19 protein-coding genes are annotated in these 20,634 nt (G+C 44.8%); 14 read left to right on the forward strand and 5 right to left on the reverse strand.

Annotated elements, in window-relative coordinates; all coding sequences use genetic code 11:
* Window positions 1–2: 2 nt before the first annotated feature.
* Window positions 3–731 (reverse strand): class I fructose-bisphosphate aldolase, encoded by a 729-nt coding sequence (locus Y697_RS11960; protein ID WP_183083808.1) that lies wholly within the window; start codon window positions 729–731, stop codon window positions 3–5.
* A gap of 332 nt (window positions 732–1,063) precedes the next feature.
* On the opposite strand from Y697_RS11960, the gene Y697_RS11965 reads away from it, so the two are divergent.
* Window positions 1,064–1,990, forward strand: a complete 927-nt coding sequence (locus Y697_RS11965; protein WP_121551862.1) for a GNAT family N-acetyltransferase — start codon at window positions 1,064–1,066, stop codon at window positions 1,988–1,990.
* Window positions 1,991–2,164: 174 nt separating this feature from the next.
* On the forward strand, window positions 2,165–4,084 hold the full coding sequence (locus Y697_RS11970; protein WP_121551864.1) for a bifunctional 2',3'-cyclic-nucleotide 2'-phosphodiesterase/3'-nucleotidase: 1,920 nt from the start codon (window positions 2,165–2,167) through the stop codon (window positions 4,082–4,084).
* An 89-nt stretch (window positions 4,085–4,173) separates the two neighbouring features.
* Here the strand turns inward: Y697_RS11970 and Y697_RS11975 are convergent, their stop codons facing one another.
* Together Y697_RS11975 and Y697_RS11980 are read right to left on the reverse strand one after the other, a co-directional pair.
* Window positions 4,174–4,644 (reverse strand): hypothetical protein, encoded by a 471-nt coding sequence (locus Y697_RS11975; protein ID WP_121551866.1) that lies wholly within the window; start codon window positions 4,642–4,644, stop codon window positions 4,174–4,176.
* A gap of 340 nt (window positions 4,645–4,984) precedes the next feature.
* Window positions 4,985–5,593, reverse strand: coding sequence for a DUF6305 family protein (locus Y697_RS11980; protein ID WP_121551867.1), 609 nt, complete (start codon window positions 5,591–5,593; stop codon window positions 4,985–4,987).
* Window positions 5,594–5,877: 284 nt separating this feature from the next.
* Here Y697_RS11980 and Y697_RS11985 point away from each other — a divergent pair, with 284 nt between their 5' ends.
* The 3 genes from Y697_RS11985 to Y697_RS11995 all read left to right on the forward strand — a co-directional run bounded on the left by Y697_RS11985 (window position 5,878) and on the right by Y697_RS11995 (window position 8,196).
* Window positions 5,878–7,269, forward strand: a complete 1,392-nt coding sequence (locus Y697_RS11985) for a transglutaminase-like domain-containing protein (RefSeq protein ID WP_121551869.1) — start codon at window positions 5,878–5,880, stop codon at window positions 7,267–7,269.
* 94 nt (window positions 7,270–7,363) lie between these two features.
* Window positions 7,364–7,804: a hypothetical protein gene (locus Y697_RS11990; RefSeq protein ID WP_121551871.1), complete on the forward strand. Its 441-nt coding sequence runs from the start codon at window positions 7,364–7,366 to the stop codon at window positions 7,802–7,804.
* A 206-nt stretch (window positions 7,805–8,010) separates the two neighbouring features.
* Window positions 8,011–8,196, forward strand: coding sequence for a transcription initiation factor TFIIIB (locus tag Y697_RS11995; RefSeq protein ID WP_099772344.1), 186 nt, complete (start codon window positions 8,011–8,013; stop codon window positions 8,194–8,196).
* A gap of 56 nt (window positions 8,197–8,252) precedes the next feature.
* Here the strand turns inward: Y697_RS11995 and Y697_RS12000 are convergent, their stop codons facing one another.
* On the reverse strand, window positions 8,253–9,497 hold the full coding sequence (locus Y697_RS12000; protein WP_121551873.1) for a hypothetical protein: 1,245 nt from the start codon (window positions 9,495–9,497) through the stop codon (window positions 8,253–8,255).
* Window positions 9,498–9,721: 224 nt separating this feature from the next.
* Window positions 9,722–9,934: a hypothetical protein gene (locus Y697_RS12005; RefSeq protein ID WP_121551875.1), complete on the reverse strand. Its 213-nt coding sequence runs from the start codon at window positions 9,932–9,934 to the stop codon at window positions 9,722–9,724.
* Window positions 9,935–10,384: 450 nt separating this feature from the next.
* Between Y697_RS12005 and Y697_RS12010 the strand changes: the two genes are divergently transcribed.
* The 9 genes from Y697_RS12010 to dhaL all read left to right on the forward strand — a co-directional run bounded on the left by Y697_RS12010 (window position 10,385) and on the right by dhaL (window position 20,614).
* Window positions 10,385–12,247 carry an ATP-binding cassette domain-containing protein gene (locus tag Y697_RS12010; RefSeq protein WP_121551877.1) on the forward strand — a complete coding sequence of 621 codons (1,863 nt, stop codon included), beginning with the start codon at window positions 10,385–10,387 and terminating at the stop codon, window positions 12,245–12,247.
* Between the two features lie 51 nt (window positions 12,248–12,298).
* Window positions 12,299–12,892 carry an ANTAR domain-containing response regulator gene (locus tag Y697_RS12015; protein ID WP_121551879.1) on the forward strand — a complete coding sequence of 198 codons (594 nt, stop codon included), beginning with the start codon at window positions 12,299–12,301 and terminating at the stop codon, window positions 12,890–12,892.
* A gap of 332 nt (window positions 12,893–13,224) precedes the next feature.
* The gene (locus tag Y697_RS12020; RefSeq protein ID WP_006489540.1) at window positions 13,225–13,863 is read left to right on the forward strand and encodes an ureidoglycolate lyase; all 639 of its coding nucleotides are present in this window, start codon (window positions 13,225–13,227) and stop codon (window positions 13,861–13,863) included.
* 88 nt (window positions 13,864–13,951) lie between these two features.
* Window positions 13,952–15,313, forward strand: a complete 1,362-nt coding sequence (locus tag Y697_RS12025; RefSeq protein WP_259462544.1) for a sugar ABC transporter substrate-binding protein — start codon at window positions 13,952–13,954, stop codon at window positions 15,311–15,313.
* An 86-nt stretch (window positions 15,314–15,399) separates the two neighbouring features.
* A complete protein-coding gene (locus Y697_RS12030; protein WP_259462545.1) occupies window positions 15,400–16,260 on the forward strand; it encodes an ABC transporter permease in 861 nt (286 codons plus the stop codon).
* A gap of 142 nt (window positions 16,261–16,402) precedes the next feature.
* Entirely contained in the window at window positions 16,403–17,359 is a 957-nt protein-coding gene (locus Y697_RS12035; RefSeq protein ID WP_259462546.1) for an ABC transporter permease, read from the forward strand.
* Between the two features lie 45 nt (window positions 17,360–17,404).
* Window positions 17,405–18,949, forward strand: a complete 1,545-nt coding sequence (locus Y697_RS12040) for a sugar ABC transporter ATP-binding protein (RefSeq protein WP_121551885.1) — start codon at window positions 17,405–17,407, stop codon at window positions 18,947–18,949.
* A 24-nt stretch (window positions 18,950–18,973) separates the two neighbouring features.
* Window positions 18,974–19,966 carry a dihydroxyacetone kinase subunit DhaK gene (gene dhaK / locus Y697_RS12045; protein WP_121551887.1) on the forward strand — a complete coding sequence of 331 codons (993 nt, stop codon included), beginning with the start codon at window positions 18,974–18,976 and terminating at the stop codon, window positions 19,964–19,966.
* Window positions 19,967–19,969: 3 nt separating this feature from the next.
* Window positions 19,970–20,614: a dihydroxyacetone kinase subunit DhaL gene (gene dhaL / locus Y697_RS12050; RefSeq protein ID WP_121551889.1), complete on the forward strand. Its 645-nt coding sequence runs from the start codon at window positions 19,970–19,972 to the stop codon at window positions 20,612–20,614.
* Window positions 20,615–20,634: the final 20 nt, after the last annotated feature.

Genomic DNA, 20,634 nt, shown 5'->3' on the forward strand with positions numbered 1-20,634 from the left:
CCTTACCTCCGTTTGAATACCTCTCTTGCTCTCTTGACGAAGCTGGGCCTATCCGTATCCAAATAAAGGTTTCTTCCAATGGCTGCACCTGCAGCTCCCGCGGCCGCTGCTTCCTCAAGAGAGGCGAAAAAGTCCTTGGTCTTTTCACCACCGGCTATGATTACTGGAACGGGACAGGATTTGATTACATACTCATAATCATCCGTGATGTTTGTTTTCACTATATTCGCACCAAGTTCGGCTCCTATTCTTGAGATATCTGCAATCACTTTCTTGGAGAAATACTCCTCTTTCCTGTATGGCAGCATCTCTGCAATCACAGGAATTCCATATCTTCGATACTCCCAAATCGCTTTGCTAAGACCGTGCAATGCCTCGGAATCACATTTCTGGCCTACAATTCCCATGACAATTACTCCGTCTGCTCCCATTCGAAGCGCCTCCTCGGGTTCCAGAAAATACTTTGTATTTTCAATATCGCCGGAAAGCGCCGAACCGGCATGAGTAACTCTCACTATAAGAGACTTACGACAGTCGAATTCATCAACGAGAGAGGCTATCCCGGGATTGAGAATGATACCGTCCACATCCAGCTTCTCAACCTCCCGAACATAACTTTCTATGTCTTCCAGCCCTTCAGGCACACCTGCAAATTGCCCGTGATCAGCCGCTGCAAGAATGAACGATTCGCCACATAGCAATCTATTCAGTCTTCTCTTCAGTCCGTTCACCAAAACTCCTCCACTTCTTTGCACAAACGTGCATCACGTTTTCTCACTTCAAACAATGCTATCACTTTTGCATTATAAAAGTCAACTCAGCAATTCAAAGATAGGAAATGCTCCGCAGAAGGCGAGACGATTAATAACGAACTGGTTTAGGTGACGCCCGAAACGGTATTCTCTTCTCTCAAGGCAGCGGACGCGTATGGAAGTACCGCTTGCAGGAATAGGGACAAGTTTACACCTCATTAAGCCAAAGTCGCCGGGCCCATAAATCAGCCCGGTTTCAGCTATGAAATAGTAGAATTGACGTTGGAAATTGATGTGGTGGAGAGATGAAAATGGATTACAGAATGCGGAGATATGAGAATGAAGAGGATTATTGGAAGCTGAGAGAGTTCCTTAGGAAAGTTTTTAGGGCCAACGGACTGCGCGAGTACTCCTGGCATGTTGCTAGACTCGACTACTGGCGTTGGCATGTGATGGAGAACTGTTTGAAAGTCTATTCACTGAATGAGCATATAATATTTTGGGAAGACGGCAATAAGAAGATTGTAGCGGCCGTCAACTGTGAGGGGTTCGGCGAGGTCCATTCTCAGGTGCATCCGTCTTTTGACTGCGAAGAGCTGGAAGAAGAGATGCTTGAAGTCTCGGAGAAGCATCTTTTTAGTGAGAAAGACGGAGTTAAGAGACTCTTGGTGTTCGCCGATTCTCAGGACAGAAGAAGGATAGAGATTTTGAAGAGAAGAGGTTATTCGCAAGTAGCTTGGCCAGAACATCAGCATCGACGAGACTTGAAAGGTCAACTTGCAGAAGTCTCGATCTCTAAAGGTTTCGAGATACGCTCTCTTGGAAATCCAGAAGAACTACCTTCCAGAAGCTGGGCCTCCTGGAGGGCCTTTCATCCTTCCGAGCCGGACGAAGAGTACGAGGGCTGGGAATGGTATCTCAATATCCAGAAACAACCCCTGTACAGGAGAGATTTAGATATTGTCGCAGTTGCTCCCGGTGGCGAGATAGCCGGCTTCTGCACAATATGGTATGATGACGTCACCAGAACCGGATATTATGAGCCGGTTGGGGTTGTACCGGAGTACCACAGGAGAGGTCTGGGAAAGGCAATGTTAACTGAAGGACTCCTCAGGTTAAAGAGAATGGGTGCGGTGAGAGCATTTGTTGGCGGATATTCAGAGGCAGCAAATGCACTTTATGACTCGGCAGTCTCGACGATCTGCGACTTAAACGTACCCTGGTTGAAAGTGTTATAAGACTTCACCACTGCAATACTCTTTATTTCCTGCCAATATTCTAGAGGACTCTAAAACAGGTAATGTACTTCTTTGCCTACAATCAAGTCTGGATGTATAATAATAATCCAAAACGGTTGCTGCATTAACTCACATAGTAGAAAGCAGCCAGTATAGTGAAGGAGGAGAGGTTAGATGCCTGAAAGAAGAAAGGTTCTGTCGCTTGTTCTGCTTATTCTGGTAGCTTTTTCGAGTGCGCTGTTTTCCGCTGCTGGCAAGTCTGTCCATAGCCTTGTCATAATGGGTACAACAGACATGCATCAATACATAATGCCCTATGACTACATGGGGGACAAGCCGAATGAAAGTATAGGTCTTGCAAAGGTTTTCACGCTAATTGAAAAGTTTAGGAGTGACAATCCGAACACTCTGCTCTTCGACACAGGTGACTTCATTCAGGGAAGCCTTGTCGGAGATTACGAGGCCGATGTGAATCCTCTTAAGGGATTCGACTTCCAGACCATCGTTCGCGCCTACAACTACATAGGATATGACGCAGTCTCTGTCGGAAATCACGATGTTACTGACTTTGGCCTGGAATTTTTTGAACGAGCGAAAAGCAATTCGGTTTTTCCCTGGGTGTCATCAAACATAAGGCTTGCAGATGATCCCAAGGGATTCTTGACCGACCCATACGTAATTCTCGACCGAGAAGTTGACGGAATCCCGATCAAGATCGGTGTGATCGGGTTCACGCCGCCACAGATTATGAGCTGGGGAAGACGTCATCTTGAAGGCAACGTCTTCACACAGGCCATTGTCGAACAAGCAGAAAAGTACATTCCTATCCTCAGAGATCAGGCAGATCTCGTAATTGCAGTTGCCCACACGGGAATCTCCACAGATGAAATAACCAGTTATGACGCTCAGGAGAACGCCGCCTATTATCTCGCTCAGATCGAAGGTATTGACGCAATGATTCTTGGTCACCAACATTCTCATTTTCCGGGTGATTTCGCAGACATCGAGAGCATCGATAACGACAAAGGCCTAATCTTCGGTGTTCCTACTGTACTTCCGGGTTCTTGGGGTTCACACTTAGGTGTAATAAGTCTCGACCTCGCCTATGACTGGAATACGGGAGAGTGGGAAGTGTTAGATGGTTCGGCAGCTCTTGTTCCAGTAGACGCCGATGTCGAAACCCATCCGCTTCTGGCTGAACTCGTTTGGCCGAAGCACGAAGCGACGATTGAGTATGTAAGAACTCCCATCGGCTGGACCGATACAGAGATAACGTCTTACTTCTCAAGAATAATGGACAATCCTGTCACTCAGATCATAAACGAAGCTCAAATGTGGTGGGCGGAGCGTGAATTTGCCGGTTCCGAATATGAATGGCTCCCAATTCTCAGCGCCGCTGCTCCATTCATTGCCGGCAGACAGGGACCATCGTATTTTACGCACGTACAGGGCGATATTTCTATCGGATCGATCACTGATATCTACATATATCCAAATACCGTCTATGTTGCAAAGCTAAACGGTGAGCAGATAAAAGACTGGCTAGAGGCGGCCGCAAGCAACTTCAATCAGATTGATCCGTTGTCTACAGAGCCGCAGCATATAGTCAACTACGATTTTAGGGAATACAACTTTGACGTAATCGAGGGAATTGATTATGTTTACGACATAACCAGACCTGCTGGCCAGCGCCTGATTTCTGCGACCTTTGAAGGCAATCCGCTTGATGAATCAATGGAATTCTTGGTAGTGACAAACAACTACAGAGGGAGCGGAGGAGGAAATTTCCCACATGTGGCAGACAACGTAATTCTAGCGACAACCGAGATAAATCGTGAAGCCATAATCAAGTACATACAGTATATAGGTGAAGTTGATCCAGTTCCAACAAACAACTGGAAAATCCTGCCGATTGACACGACCGGGCCGCTTCTCTACCGTTCTTCTCCCGAAGGCGTAGGATACATCGAGAGGAATGCAATCCGAGGAATAGATTTCCTTGAAGTTGATGAGGCAGGATGGGGAGTCTACAAAGTAGATCTGGTAGAACTCGCTGAATACATTGAAGAAGCAGCGCTGCAGGAAGTCAATTAGCTTGCTTTCTGAATGAAGGGCCCCGAAAGGGGCCCTTCTTATTGTATTACCGCTGCATTTGGTTTGGAATTATTCGCAGTCGGGCGGTTCTAGGTTTCTGCTAGAGAGATGCTTACCAACTCCGAAAGAAAGTAGTTCTTGTCCTGCTCGTCGGTAATGAGATCGGCCGCTTCTCTTGCTAGTTTAATAAACTCATCCGTAGCGTCGCGTTTCCCTGCGATCATGTAGGCTCTTGCAACGGCTTCATACCCAAAGGCAAGATCGAAACCGCTTATCGCGTTGTCGGTGCAATATTTCAGCGATAGCTCTCCGTGATACAATGCCGACTCGGCCATGTTGAGCAAAGAGTAAACTCTGGACACCTGCCACTCACCCCTTGCAAATTCGATCGGGGTACCCACTACTCCCCAGTGGAAGCGAGACGCATGAGAGGCATGTATCATAAGAAGGTCATCTTCTGCGGTTCTTTCTTTCTTATCTATTAGGTCCCATGTGAGGTTGAAGTTTTCTATCGCTTGCTTTTTGTGCCATTCCTGCTCCGTAAGCTTTTCAGAATCCATAGATAACCATCCTTTCCGGGGTAGTTTTGCCTTCCTCCCGCGTGCCAATTCTATCACTGGAAAAAAGGTTAGCAATGAGCCGCAGCAACTCACGAAGAATTAAGAGTACCTAAAGAAGCTGTATTTTTATCGATACCCATTCGGCGAATCTGAACCATTATTGTGCAAGAGAAATATCCCAAGGGTGATTCGCATTGCTCCAATATTGAACAACGCGGTATACTTAATCCCGTTCTGTACTCAATCCCCCAAAAAATCGATTCATGAGAAATATAGCTCTATTCAGAGCTAATCAAAGCGATTTCAAACTGATCCAGTAGACTATTTTTCAAGCATTGCATCACGATCCACCCATTGAGAATAACAGTTCAAGAGCATCTACGATTCTTTCCGCCTTATAAACAACTATCAGTTGTACTCCGGTTTCCTCCGAGAGCGCGGAGAAATACTCACTCGGCCCTTCCGGCGATACCAGGATTATGTAGTCGGCTTTGGGCATAAGCAAGTCGAATGACTGCCTCGGATCGTTGTCTGGAGAAGTGAAGCCTCCTTCAATGTGAATGGCTACAACAGGAACTCCTCGCTTCTTGGCAATTGATATTAGGTCCTCAATTCTGGAAATCTCCTGCCCTACATCGATTTCCTCAACACCGCATACGGTATATAGATCTCCCTCGACCATGGCACCAGGGGCAATAATGAGAGTTCCGGGCGCATTTTCCGAATCGAGTCTCTCGGTAAAGTCTTCGGGTTTCAACTGAAGAATGTTTTCGTAATCAATTCCGTGCATTTCACAGACTATAGCGAGAACATCTGATGCTGCACCGTCGCCTATCGCCGTTGCAATAATCGGGGGCTTTGCAATGGGTTCAAGATTCGCTGCAGAAAGTGGCGATATAAGAAACGCAACAAGTATGGCTGTAAATAGCATCGATATTTTTGGTTTCATGGATTCCCCTCCAAAGATTTAAGAGTTCTGACCAGATGAATCTTAAAAACTCTTGCTTCCAATATCTACAACAGGATTCTTAATATGACTAATTTTATCAAATTTAATCATTCTTTGCATGAGCCCCCCTTCTTTCTGGGTCTCCGCAATGTTCGTCTTCTCCAAAGATTCTCTGCACATTTATTCTAGAGAGTTTCTTAGTCTTCTCTAAGAAAAACGGAAAATTATATAATGGAAACAAGTTTTGTCGGATTTATTTGACGATGTTGGGAGGTCTATATGATATGAAGAGTTTGATAGCATTATTGGCATTAGTCTTACTTGCGACGGCACCAGTCTCTGCTCTTGAGAAGAGCTCGGATTACTACACCACACAGAACGAAACAAAGTCTAAAATGGAATTCACAGTTACATTCGATGAGGCCAAAAACACAATCCGGATGTACTATCCTCAAATTAATGCGGATGAGCTGTTTTATGAGTTCATTGAAGAAAGAGACATTCAAAGAAGGATCGTGGATGGCTCCGAGATGTTCTTCACGGGCTTCGAAAGCAATCTCTTCTACAGAGATCTCGATCTGGTGGAGCAGAATCCAGAATGGGCAGATCACTTCACAGAAGCCGTAAGATTCGTTCTTTCAGAATATGGACGGGAGAGACAGGCAGGCTTTGCGGAGTTCAAGCAACCATGGAGCGCTTTCTTCGATCCTCGGGAGTTTCTGGTCGAATACTCGATCGAGGTTCCCAGGTTAGATCTTCCAGATGAAGGCGATCTAAAGATCTGGCTTCCCCTTCCGCTGAACAGGTTAGGGCAGGATATGATAGAGATAATAGACATAGTCCCGGCCGAAAGCGTTGTTGGCTTTCCCAGAATCGATGGGGAGATTGCTTATATGCTTCTTTCTTTTGAGCTTGTCTCTCTAGAGGAAGATCTAAACATAAAGGTGTTATTTTCTTTCAGGCATTTCAGGCAGGAATTCGACATCGATCCTTCGCAAATCGGAGACTATGACTGGGAAAGCCCTCTATACATAGAAAATACCCTATCTACCGAATCCATATACTACAATGAAGAGATGAAAGATCTTGCCGGAAGGATCATCGGAGAAGAGAAAAACGCTTATCTTCAGGCCAGACTCCTTTACGATTATGTAGTCGAGAACATTTTCTACAGTCTAATTGCCCACGCCTCTCTAGAGGCTGAAGGTATTCCCGAAAGCCTCTTTGCTATGGAACACGGATATGGAGATTGCGGAATGCAGTCTATGTTCTTTGCAGCTTTATGCAGGTCTATTGGAATACCGGCGAGAACACCCGGGGGTTTTCAGCTCTTTTCCGGACAGCTCGGCACTCACTTCTGGGCTGAGTTCTATCTCCCGAATTACGGCTGGATTCCAGTAGATACGTCAGTCGGACAGGGTGTAATGTACTCTGTCGGAGTAACTGAGGAAGAAAGCAGAATCTATAAGGATTTCTACTTCGGGAACCTCGATCCACTGAGAATGGTAGTTCAAAATTCAGTCGACATGATGCCAGAAGAAAGGCCGAAGGACATTCAGCCTCTGGAGAAGGTAATGCAGTTCCCGTTTGTGGAGAGCGAATTCGGAAACGAAAACCTTGAACTTAGCGATCTGATAACCGACAGTTTCACGATCAGGGCTCTACCGCTGAGATAAAACCTCCAACGCCTTGAAATGGTATTCTGATATTATGGACCTAGACTAGATAAAAGTCTAATGCCCGTTGGACATAAGGAAAGAGGTGGAGATTGTGAAAAAGGGAGTTTTTCTCTCTGTTATCGGAGCGGCAATGATTATAGCTGGTTTGTTCCTGCCGATAGTACGTTTCCCTGGAGGAGGCGAAGCAACCTTTTTCAACGGCGGAGATCTATATGGCGCACTAACACTGGCAATTGCTATCTTTGCAGGTATCATGGGAATCGTGAAAGTGAGATCGATGGTCTTTCTTTCCGGCCTTGCTTCGATTGGCATTGTAGTAGCGAGGCTGATTACAGTGATTAAGGACCTTCCCGATGAGAACTCCTTGAGAACTCAATTCAAAGAGCTTATCCAGAGCAATGTTCCCGGTAGCTCTGGGGAGGAAATAGCAAATATAATAGGCGGACCGCAACTTCACTGGCTTGGGTGGACAATCCTATTTGCAGGAGGAGTTGTGGTTCTTTTCGCCGCCTTTGTCTCTTCAAAAGAGTGAAAGGCAAATCTCCTGCCGGATTGGGAGTTTTAGAGTGCAATAATATGACCCTCACAACATAAGTGAAAGTTTGTTGCGAGCTGACCATCAAAGCGTTCTAGAAACAAGGGCAAACGAAGAATATTCAAGACAGGCATTTCTATTTGACGATATTTGCTTGTACAACACTGAGCATTTCGATTTTTAGAATCGATTGGAGGGATCCGATGATTCGAACGGACAAGTGCCCAAACTGTGGCTCACTGGACATTGGAAAGGGTTACTGGTCAGGTTATGCAGCCCTTATGCCTTTAGGAAAGCCTCTTTCGATGGGATCTAAGGTTATCGTGCGCGTTTGTAGAGAATGTGGACATATTTTCGATCTCCAAGCAGAAAAGCCAGAGAAGTTCTGATCTTTACTCTTTAGGGGCTCCATACAAGCTTTAGATTAAACTTCTATTCAAGAGGCTTAGTAAGCTTCGCGGAGATAATCCGATATCTTCGACCAAATCTCTTTCACTCTTTCGAACTGCTCGTAGTGTTTCTCGACAGACTTATGATACTTGTTAAGCTCTTTAGAAATGTTGTAGAACGAATCGGTACCAAAGTAAGATGAAATAGAAGGTAATGTTTCCCTAAGCTTGATCTTCATCTCTTCAATCTTCTCTGAATAGTTGTCGCGATCTGTTATGTAGAGAAGCAGAGGCTTGTATCTTATCCATCCAATGCATGATCTGTAGAAACGCCTTACTATCTCTCTCGAATCGGCTCTTATTGGTCTGAGACTGGTTGGAAGAACACCCATTAAAATGTGGTTGTACGTTGAGAAAGCGTTATGAAAGGCGTAACTTGGCACTTTCAGAACCCTCCTATCACTGAGGCAGGTGCTCAAGAAAGTATCTTCACCACGTGCTCCAGGGGGATTATAGAAGGGAAATAGCCTGCTTGGATCCTTCATATTCAAACAGAGGTTCGATCCCGAGATAAACTTCGCATGATTTATCTCTTCAACTTCAAAGACTTCATTGCTGTTCAGCATCTCCGGATCGGCATAGGATACCCCTCCGGCTTGAATAAGCTTCCTAAGAGTATCCCATTTGACTATGTCGTTGCTAATCGCCTCAATGAAGAGTCTGAAAGTCTCTTCGGGTAGTGCCGGCGAAAACTCTATGAATGGGATCGGTGAAATGTATCCGCAGTGATAACCGTAGGTGATATCGGCCTGATCAATGCTATTCAAATGCGTTTTCAAGACATGCTGGCCCATCCACGAAACAGAACCCATGTCGTTCGTAACGGCAACTGGATACTCGTCATCATCAAGATAGAGAAGGCAATCAATGTGATTCTTCAGAGCACTGTAAAGAACAATGTTCCTCTGGGAAGCGTATCCTTTTCCAAAAACCAACGAAGCTTCTTCCGAGTCAACAATTCCACGCTTGATTAGCAATCTCTTCTCTTCTTCAACTTCCTTATGACCTATGAAATGTTTGGAGAAGAGAAATTCGTCCACGCTTGAACTGATCTTGGTGTAATTTGCTTTCTTTGTATTCTTGTAGTTCAGATCATACGCAACAAATAGATTCAAAGTCAGCTCTTTGCTGTCAACCAGTTCGGATTCTTTCCAGTTGTAGACGTAGCTGCGCAAAACTCTCTGAAAATGCCTGCGCCCGGTCGCAAAACCTATTCCAACCTCTATTCTGCCGTCATTCAAACAAGTCTCTCCCTCTAGAAAGTAGACAACTACCTCACATCGATAATCATCCTAGTTCGATTAATTTTAGCATGAGCATTACTTCCGAAGAGATGCTAACAAAGTGAGGAAGCCTGAAGAATACACATTGAAACCCAGACAAAATTCATCCCAAAGAGTTTGCCCAGACCATTTCGAATTGCTCACAGACTAACATCACAGCTCCCCTTACAGCTAGAGAAGAATTATCTCCTGTGACACCCAGGAGAACAGTATTTGCAGCCGTAAACGTTCGGATAGATATCACTTGCCTTCCTAATCGCATCCTGACAGTTATCATAATAGCCAAGATAAGTCTTTGACTCTACTCTTGCCAGCTCAACACAATCGCCAGTGTGAACCTCGTAGTCACCCGTTGGCAAAACGGAGTCACCAACATAATAGTGCTTGTAAGACATCTTAGATTCCTCCTAGTCCTGACGAATAAGCCGAACCAATTCAGCATCAGGACGCCAATTCAAATACATCGTGGCTAATGCGAATCTCTTTCGAAACGAAGAGACTCACCTATCTGCTTTTCATATAAATTTTAACACCAATTAACATTCTATTATCATTCTCTACTGTGATGTTTTCATTCAGAACTTGTACTTCACGTAACATTAGTCTTCGCGAGTTTCAAATCCTACTATTCTTATCACTGATCAAGGTTTCTTCAAGTTAGATGTAACTCTGAACATGAAGAAACCAGTTATTACATAGAGTTTCAGTACATTGTGTTGTAGAATGATTATGAGACTCATTCTCAACAAGCAAATGTTTGTGCGACTTTCTTTCTTGATTCGTGATCTGGAATTGTTGCTGCAGCTTTATGAAATGAAAAGGCTGCAGAATTAGAGGGGTCTGCTATGGAACAGTGCGTCCTGGACATCAAAGAACTAAGCAGCAATAATTCGGGCAATATCAATCTCAAGGAGATCAATCTGGAAGTCAACTCTTCCGAAGTTCACGCACTTGTGGGGGAGTATGGCGCCGGAAAGGAACTTGTCGTCAGCATCCTCACTGGAGCTGAGAAGAAGATTTCCGGGAGAGTATTTTTTGATGGAATAGATGTTACGGGCAAAATGAAGGTTGGAGGTTCGACAGATGTTCTGTTCCTCCTTGAAGAACCGATGGTCGCAGAGGGTTTGACCGTGGCGGAGAACATGTACGTGTTGAGGAGTCATAGCAATGTGATCAAACTGATCAACCATTCAAAGATAAATCGTGCTGTGAAAGAGCTCATTGCAAGATTCGACCTCGGCATTTCAGAGAAGACTCACGTGTATAAGCTTTCTACCGAGGAGAAGAAGCTTATAGAGCTTCTGAGACTGTGTATTTACGAGCCACGGCTAGTGGTTCTGTATGAACCCACTGCTAATCTTGGCTCCAAGTCTCAGGACCTTCTTCTTAGAATACTGAATGAACTTAAGGGGAAGGGGACTGGAATACTTTACGTTACAAATAAGTGGGACGAGGCACTGAAGTACTCAGACAGAATCAGCGTTCTGTCGGAGGGAGTGCTTTGCGGAACTCTAAGCTCAGAAGAGGCAAAAGACAAGCCGGAGAAGCTTTTGAAACTTATACTTGGCTGGAAGAAATCAGATTCAACGAAACGCGAGGCCGAGGAAATAGAAACCGAAGATATAATTGATGCAGTTTTGAGGGCGGCCGAGTACCTTACTTCGAACTATGAAATCAACGATGTCTTGAAAATGCTTGAAAATTATACCTGCAAGATAATGGAATCTGATTCGTGTTATGTGTACCTGGTTGACGAAAAGACCAGGACAATCATGGATACAATAAAACATAAGGAAACCGAGTCAATAGAAGCCGTTCTCAACGATGAAGTTGTTATGCGAATAATGGACAACAAGAAGCTATTTGTTTCCAATTTTGACGATGTTCTCTTCGAAAAGCTCTTCAAGAGCATTCGAAATACCGAGACAATCGTTTGCGACCCAGTCTCCGTTAGATCTCACCACACCGCTTTGTTTCAGGTGGGCTATCGTAAATACTATGAACCAAATGAAAAGCAGAAGAAGATATTTCATACGCTCTCGAGGCAAGTCGCTCTTGCAATAGATAATACGAGACTTATGGGAAGCTCGGTGCTGCTTCAGGAAAGTCACCACAGGATAAAGAACAACCTTCAGACTATTGTAAGTCTCATAAATATTCAGAAAAGGAGTTTCGAAAAAAAGACAGACAACGAAGTCGAGGATCTGCTGGACAATGTCGTTTCCAGGGTGAAAAGCATAGCCGCCGTTCATGATCTCCTTTCTAACGACGAACTGGGCAGAAGTATAATAAACCTGAAGAGTCTTGTAGATACTATCGTACGTTTCAACATAGTTGACGGCACTCTCCAGGTAAGGAAAGATCTTGACGACATCTTCATACCGTACGACAAAGCTAGCGGAATCTCACTGACAATAAGCGAACTGATAAACAATTGTGTGAAACACGCTTTTAAAGATATTGATAGCGGGTTGATATCGATTTCCTGCAAGAGCTTTGACGATAATGTGGAAATAATCGTGGAGGACAACGGCGCGGGATTTCCCAACAGATCCTTTTCAGCAAAAGACGAGAAACTGGGGCTTTCGCTTGCGAGATCCATCGTCGAGAATCAGTTCGACGGTACTCTTGAGATCGCCTCGGAAAAAGGAGCAAAAGTAAAGATCTTAATTCCAAAAGAGAGCCTGTTGCTCACGAGAGGCTCATAAGAATTATTGGCGATTATGTGCTAGACCTAGCCGAAAGGGGAGTCAATTGCTATGGACAATTCTTTAAACATACTTATTGCAGAAGACGAGTACATAGTCCTGAGAGGTCTTAAGGAAACACTAATTGGCCTCGGTCATAAAGTTATAGGAGAGGTTATGGATGGAGAGACATTTGTGAAACTGGCACTTGAAACGGATCCAGACTTACTGATAGTAGATGTAAACCTACCCGCACTAAGCGGAATCGAAGCGATTGAAAGAATTGGAAAAGTGAAACTCGTACCCTCGATAATCGTTACGGGTTACAGCAGCGAAGAAACCGTTAAGCGCGCGAACTCTGCAGGGGTCTTCAACTATCTCGTAAAACCCGTTGATGAGAAGGAACTCAAGCCCGCAATTGAGATTGCTATGGGTCGATTCAAAGAGTTCATGCTTCTCAAAAAGGAGCTCCATGAGCAGGAAGAAGCTCTAGAGGCTAGAAAACTTATAGAAAGGGCTAAAGGGATTTTAATGGACCGTAACGGAATCAGAGAGTCAGAGGCAATGAAGTTGCTACAGAAGATCAGTAGAGACAGGAATTTGAAGCTCGTTGCAGTTGCAAAGGAAATCATAGAAGCCGACAACACTTTGCATTACGGAATCTAGGTTCGCAGTTCCTGCTATTCGGAATACGCGAATGATTGAGCTTTTCTATCATAATTGCTGTTAAAGACTCTTAGATCTAATAGAGCTCGCGAGATCGGATTTTGTATTGGGTGTTCTTCTGTGCATAATTGTCTCGTAGATATCTGAAAAGCGAATATAGTTGCGGCGATACTTATGGTTGGTATTGCTTAGCAAAGGAAGATAAAGGTTATGGGTGCCTGATTACTGCAGGCACCCTTTTTTGTTTTGGAAGTCTCTGAGATTCAGTTTTTGGAAAATAGATAACTGTTCACTGTGTGAGCAAAAGAATCTAAGAATGGAGGAGAGAGATTATGGCAGTAGTTGATGTAAAACTGGAAAAACTGAGTGAAGTAAGTATGAGAGATTTCAGTACCTTTGGCAGAATCATTGGTAGAGATGAAGACACGGAAGAAGGCAAGTATGAGTTGCATCCCGTGGACGCAAAAGCCGCAGTCGAAAATAGCATGATCAAGGCTTACTGGGATCTAGTTCCTTTCAAGGACAACAAAGAAGACCGATTCTCAATGGGAATGCTTTTCGTTTATCCAAAGCCAATAGGGGAAATCCTTAACTGGACAGAAGTTCATTATGAAACTCTTGAGTTCTTTTTCCCTCTGGGTGGAAAACAGTTCATATTCGTTCTTGCGCCGAAATCGAAGATCCCCGAAGCCGAAAAGACCAGAGCCTTCCTTATAGGACCGAATGAAGGAGTCCTTCTGAACAAAGGGACATGGCATTACCCGCCTTTCGCAATTGATGGTCCTACCCCCGTTTTGATGCCTCGCTTTGGAAAACTTGGAGAAATCACGGGCGACGTAACCGAGGCCTATGGAAAGAAATGGGAGACTCCCGTTGGAAACCGTTATTTCAAAGGACAACTGCACGCATTGAAGACCGATTACTACGGCGAAGGTTACGGAGGCGAATACAAGATAAGAATCATTCTTTGATTCCTTTGTTTGAAGGGAGGTTGGCACAAAGAAAAAAAGCTATTCGTGTGAATGTTTCGATCTATGAGAGTACTTCTTTTGAAGGAGGATGGTACAGGTGAAAAAGCTCAGTGTTCTGTTAATTGTTGTTATTGCTTTGTTTGGTGTTACTGCACTTTCAACGGAAACAATGGTATGCACGTATTCACAGATGGCAAACGACTTCTTCCTTACCTTTGACAAAGGCGCAAGGGAGGCTGTCGAGGCTCTTGGAAACATGTACATAGCAGCCAGCGACGACAGGAGCCCCGAAAAGTTCCTGTTCCAAATCGAGTCTTTCGCTGCCGCCGGTGTCAAGATGATATTTGGTTACTCCCCAACAATCGAATCTGTTATTCAGGCATCGAACTTCGTTAACAGAGAGAAAGTCTATTACGCAAACATTCTCGAGATAGCCGACTGGTGGACTCCGCTGGATGCAGGCCCATACTACGGTCAATTCATTGGACCTGACGCTTATGTCGATGGTTATCTTGGCGGACTAGAAATGGGCAGACTTCTCAACGGAGAAGGCGAGACCTGCATTCTCTGGGGATTCCCCGGTTCCAAAGCAGGTAACGACAGAGCAAGAGGTTACAAATCCGCTCTTATGGAGAACTTCCCGAACATCACGGTTATCGGTGAGGAATATGCAGACTTCATAAGAGACAAGGGATACTCTGTTACCAAAGACTGGATCGCAAAGTTCGGTGACAGGATAGACGGTATTTTTGGCACTGCGACAAGCATGAATGTTGGCGCGGCAATTGCCTGTGAAGAGGCCGGATTGGACCATGTTTTCCAGGTCACAACCGACGCTAACAAGTCCAACCTCGTCGATATCCAAGATGGAAGTCTCGACGTTGTCGCTGGAATCTACGGATTCTGGATGGCCGGAAGACAGGCCGTTACTGTATACGACATGAAGAACGGCTGGAAACCAACCATTCCTGAAACGATGATGTCAACTATGCAGACCTTCATTACTCCTGAAAACGTTGACTGGTACATCGAGACTTTCGGACAGGAAGGACCATACGACTACGACTGGAAGATGATGTCAAGAACGCTTCATCCAAACGACTGGGATCCACAGGGTCTTCTCGTTCCGATATACCCAGAGAGATTCACCAACTGGATTTACCTAGACAAGCCCAGGGGTTACGAAGTTCCCAAGGAATACAAGGACGCTATGGAATCCGGTCTTTACCAGGAGATCTACGAGCTTTACCTTGACAAGTTCACCGCTGCATGGGTTGTCCCTCCATTCGAGAGCTCCCCATACAACTACGTATTCGTAGCGAACAACCTGGAAGAGGGTCTCAGAGCAGATATCGTTAAGAGAATGGAAAACGATGTGCTTGTTCATGAAGTGATTGACGTTCCTTACCGCTTTGATATTCCGGGTTTTGGAGAAGGATGTAATAACTAAGCACCTTATGATTCTAAAAAAACACTTTTGAATGCTGGAGTAGACTGTTCCAGCTCACAGGGAATCAGTCTACTCTTTCTGGAAGGATGAGGAATTTGGCTCTCAAAAATCTCTTGAAAAAAGGACTTAAAACAGAGAACCTTATTGAAGTACTTCCTTACTTCTTGCTTGCTGGAATCTTTGTGTTTTTCGCAATCTCATATCCGCCGTTTGCAAGAATAAGGAACATCACAGGCATTCTGACAGTCTCGAGCGTCTTCCTTCTGGTGGCCGCCGGAGAGACTTTTCCCATACTCATGGGGAGCATAGATCTCTCTGTGGGCGCCATGCTTTCATCGTCAGCGATTGTTGCCGCTTACTTCTTTCCTCAGGGTGGATTAGGGATGATAGTTCTTGCGATAGTCGTAGGATTCCTTTCGGGACTGGTTAACGGTCTACTGGTAGTACTTCTGAAACTTCCGTCTTTCATCGTTACACTGGCGATGATGTATGTCTATGTGGGAATAGCTACTGGTCTAACAAATGGTTATAACATATCCATTAGAAACAGGGACTTTGCCTGGATTTCGACGGGACAGATGATTGAAGGCATTCCAAACGTCATTATTTGGTCTCTGATAGTATTTGCAGTTTTCGTATTCATAAGCAGGAAGACAGTAGTGGGAAGATACATTTTGGCAATAGGAAGCAACGAAGAATCCGTGAAGAAAATGGGAATCAACACCAATAAATACAGGATAATCGCGTTTATGTTTTCAGGCTTGTTGGTTGGCATTGCCTCGGTTTTGCTCTCTTCATTATCTGGGAATGGCCCCGTCCAGACTTGGAGACAAATATCTCTTCAATACTCTGATAGCCGTCGTTGTAGGTGGAACTTCTATCATGGGAGGTTCCGGTGGTTTAATGAAGACACTCATAGGGGTTCTTCTCATCAGTATGTTCGATAATGGAATGAGTCTAATTGGAAGTACATCGAATGTACAGAACATTGCAAAAGGTATACTGTTAATCGCCGCAATTTCACTCGTAATGCTTCCTCACAGAAGAGGAAGATTACTTCTTACTAAGTAGGCAGGGAGGTGGATGAAGATGGATAATCAAAACAGGAAGCTAAAGTTCTCACTTTCTAAGTTATGGACTCCCTTACTGCTTGTGGTTTTGTTCTTGATATTCGGTTTGCAGTATCCTACGTTCTTGTCCGTAAAGAACTTCAACAACTTGCTCGTACAGATGGCTATTCTGCTGATTGCATCGATGGGCATGTCCATGGTCGTTCTGATGGGAAGCATAGATGTCTCTGTCGGAGCGACGATAACGATTACCGCCGTGGCTTCTGCAATGGTCAGCTCGGCACTGGGTGGAGCATCGATTGTCGTGGGGATGCTAGTGGGGGCTCTGGTAGGTCTGATAAACGGTCTTCTGGCTACTTTCCTCAAAATTCCGACGTTTCTATCTACTATCGCTATGATGGGAATCTTAAATGGAACTGCAGTCTTAATACTTAAAGGTTCTCCTTACAACGTCCATTCAGAATCCTTTTTGGCAGTCGCAAGAGGCAGCTTTCTAGGTGGCATATCGAACTTGATCACTATACCAATCATTGTAGTGCTTATAACCATAATAATAACCAAAAAGACAGTGCTTGGCAGAATGATTTACGCTATTGGCAACAACGAGTATGTATGCCAGTATTCAGGGATCAGTGTTGTAAAGATTCAGACTTTTGTATTCATGATTCATGGTTCGCTCGTAGGGCTAGCCGGTGCTCTTGATGCATCTATGCTTGAAGCCGCTTGCCCATACTGCGGGGATACCTATACCTTGCCAGTGATTGCGATAGTTGTCATGGGTGGCATTCCTCTTAGCGGAGGCCGGGGAGGACCAATCGGCACAGTCCTTGGAGCGATGCTGGTTACCGTTCTGATAAGCGGCTTGAATTTCATGGGCGTTACACCCGAGTTCAGAAATGTCGCCATGGGCGCTCTAATAATTGCCGGTGCGCTCATGTCCAATGTCGGAAGACCAAAGATAATCACCGTTAAGTAATCTTTGATTCCAATAGGTGAGACAAAGAATGCGAGGTTTATCTGTATGGATGAAAACATAAAAGGAAACAACAAAATCCTCTTCGAGATCAAGGGAATTGAAAGAAGCTATCCAGGTGTGCAGGCACTAAAGGACGTTACTTTCAATATCAACAGGAACGATGTTATTGGGTTCGCCGGAGAAAATGGAGCGGGAAAGTCAACTTTGCTTAAGCTGATAGCAGGAGTTGAACCACCCGATAAAGGAGAGATGTTCCTAGAAGGAAAGAAGTATGCTCCTCAAAGCTTCCGGGAGGCCAATACACTCGGAGTCTCGATGGTCTTTCAGGAGCAGAACCTTGTTCAGAGCCTGACTGTTTACGAGAATCTCTTTCTATCACACGAGAAGCGATTCCAGGTTGCCGGTACTCTCAAGAAGAGACAGATGATCTCCGAAGCGAAACGTTACCTGGAGAGTTTTGGGCTCGACATCGACCCCAGAAAGGAAGTTTCCCGATACTCTTTTCACGAGCGTCAGATGCTTGAGATAATCAGAGCGTTTGTTATCGCAGACATGTACAAAGTTCAGACGCCTCTAATACTTCTTGATGAGCCCACCGCGGCGCTCCCTGAAAAGGAGAGAGAGATTCTCCTTGAAAGAGTGAAAAGCTTTTCGAACAAAGCAACATTTGTATTTGTCTCACATCGGCTTTCAGAATTGATGAATGCCTGTAACAGGGTCCTGATTCTCAAAGACGGCCAGCTTATAGGAGAAGTGGACCCCGAGCTCTCGGAAGAGAGAGAGATTCACCCGCTCATGGTCGGAAGAGAGTTGAGCGCCGATACATACAGAGTTGAAGATCAGAAGGAATTCAACGGGGATGAGGACCCTGTTTTGAGAGTAAGAAATCTTTCCAAGAAAGGCCTTTACAGCTCCGTTTCTCTGGAAGTGCGTCGAGGCGAGATACTTGGAATAGGAGGCCTCATAGGCTCTGGAAAGAAATTCCTTGGGGAGACGCTCTTTGGAGTGGACGAACCAACAGAGGGAGAGATAATCATTGACGGACATCCCGTGTCTAAATCAACAATTAGAAACATGACCAAGCTTAGAGTCGGGTATGTGCCTTCGGAGAGAAAGGAAAACGGAATAATCGGACTGTCAACTGTGGCCGACAATCTCACTATTACCAGATTCGACGAGTTCAGCAGTCGCTTTGGCTTCTTGAACAACAAAAAGGAACTCAGACTGATCAAAGAGGGAATAGAGAAATTCCGAATAAAGGCAACAAGCGAAGATCTGTGCTTTTCATTGAGTGGAGGAAACCAACAAAAAATCGTGTTGACCAAGTGGATTATGAAGAATCTCGACATTCTGATTCTCGACAACCCCACCAGAGGCATAGACATCGGAGCTAAAGAGGAGATATACACCTTCATAAGAGAAGCGGCAAATAAGAACCTCGCCATCATCTTAATAACAGACGACTTGCTCGAACTCATTGGATTGAGCAACAGGATAGTCATTATGAAAGATGGAAACATCTCGCTTATCGTTGATGCTGATAAAAAGCGTAAACCAACCGAGCAAGAACTAGTAAGAGATATGGTATAAGAATAGCTAAGGTGGTGTAAAGAGATGAAGAAGCTTATCAATGATCCCAAGAGTGTGGTAATCGAAATGTGTCAGGGAATGGTAAAGGCCTTCCCGGATAATCTCGCACTTAACGAGGAATTCATGGTGATTTCAAGAAAGAATCCCGACAAGAACAAGGTCATTCTAATCAGTGGCGGAGGAAGCGGCCATGAACCTGCTCATGCAGGGTTCGTAGGCAAGGGAATGCTTGATGCGGCCGTATGTGGTGATGTCTTTGCTTCACCGTCTGTAATACAGGTTTTCAACGCCATAAAACACAACCATTCGGAGCAAGGGGTTTTGCTGGTTATAAAGAATTATTCTGGAGATGTCATGAACTTCGAAAGCGCTGCTGCAATGGCTGAAGATTACGATATTAGGGTTGATAGCGTTTGTGTAAATGATGATATCTCAATCGAAAAAAAGGAAGACAGACGGGGCGTGGCTGGAACGATCTTCGTTCACAAAATTGCTGGAGCTCTGGCCGAAAGGGGAGCTTCTCTCAGGCAGGTGAAAGAGATCGCCCAAAGAGTTATCGACAATGTTAGAACAATGGGGATTGCACTGACTTCCTGTATAGTCCCAGCAAGGGGAAAACCAACTTTCGACCTTGAAGAGGACAAGATCGAGGTTGGCGTCGGAATTCACGGAGAAGCCGGAATATTTAGAGAGCGATTGCTATCAGCTAAAGAAACTGCCGACCTGATCATTGAAAAAATACTTGGCGAATTATCCGTATCAAAGGAAGAAGAGGTTGCCGTACTGATAAATGGATTCGGTGGAACTCCTCTTCAAGAGCTTTTCATACTTAACAACGAGGTTGCCTCGATTCTTAAGGACAAGGGAATAGCGGTGGCGAAAACTCTAGTTGGAAGTTATATGACGTCCATAGATATGGAGGGTGCGTCAATCTCAGTTCTTAAGCTCGACGAGCAGATGAAGAGACTTCTCTCTGCACCCTGTGAAACCGCTGCCTGGAAGGAAACGGAGGCTTAGAACATGACTGTAATCTCGAAAGATGAATTCATAGAAATCGTTGGAATCGCTGTCGACTCTATACTGGAAAACGAACAGTACTTCTGTGATCTCGATTCTGTTGCCGGAGACGGTGATTTTGGAGCTTCTTTGGCGAAAGGCTTCTCTGAAGTCAAGTCAAAGTGGAAGGATCTCGAAAAGAGCAATGTTGGAACCTTTTTGAGAGACTGCAGCATGATAATAATGGAAAAATGTGGTGGAGCCTCCGGTCCAATCTGGGGCAATGCTTTTTTGAGCGCTTCTAGAGCTTCGAAAGGAAAGGAGAGTCTCGAAATTGCAGACATCGCCGAACTCTTCCAGGCGATGGTAGATGGAGTACAGAAGGTCGGTAAAGCTGAACTAGGTGACAAAACTCTTCTAGATGCGCTTATCCCCTTCAAAGAATCTTTGAAGGAAAGCGCAAAGCTGAATGAACCAATAGAAGCGGCCTTTGAAAAGGCCGTAACCAGAGCAGAAGAAGGAGCCGAATCTACAAAAACGATTGTTGCGACGAAAGGAAGGGCCAGATATCTGGGCGGCAGGAGCATTGGCGCATATGACGCGGGTGCTAGAGCGGTTGCAGTCATTCTCTCAGATATTCAAAATCGCTTCTTCAACAAAACGAAGTGAGACTTTTGCCGATGGAAGGT

It is taken from the genome of Mesotoga sp. BH458_6_3_2_1 (assembly GCF_003664995.1).
Taxonomy (GTDB): Bacteria; Thermotogota; Thermotogae; order Petrotogales; family Kosmotogaceae; genus Mesotoga.